Origin of the sequence: Enterobacter cloacae complex sp. P6RS, from assembly GCF_014982245.1 — a bacterium.
Taxonomy (GTDB): domain Bacteria; phylum Pseudomonadota; class Gammaproteobacteria; order Enterobacterales; family Enterobacteriaceae; genus Enterobacter; species Enterobacter bugandensis.
On the sequence record NZ_JADCLB010000066.1, the window covers coordinates 1 to 204 of the forward strand.

Here is a 204-nt window from a genome sequence, read left to right on the forward strand (position 1 = left end):
TATTGAACCTGATAATGGATCCACTGGGCAACCTCCCCATCTACATGTCGGTGCTGAAGCACACCGAGCCCAAGCGCCGACGCGCGATCAAGAACCGCGAGCTCATAAATGCCCTGCTCGAGAAGTTTAACTTCCACATTGCCGCTGAAAAAATCCTTGCGTTCCTGAACCTGCGCGCCGAAACGGACTCTATTTCCGGCGGGA

At 54.4% G+C, this 204-nt stretch carries 1 protein-coding gene; it reads left to right on the forward strand.

The annotated features are described in order from the left end of the window. Window positions 1-2: 2 nt before the first annotated feature. Window positions 3-204, forward strand: a 202-nt coding sequence (locus tag INF73_RS21940) for a MarC family protein (protein WP_305038848.1), incomplete at its 3' end; no start/stop codon positions are given.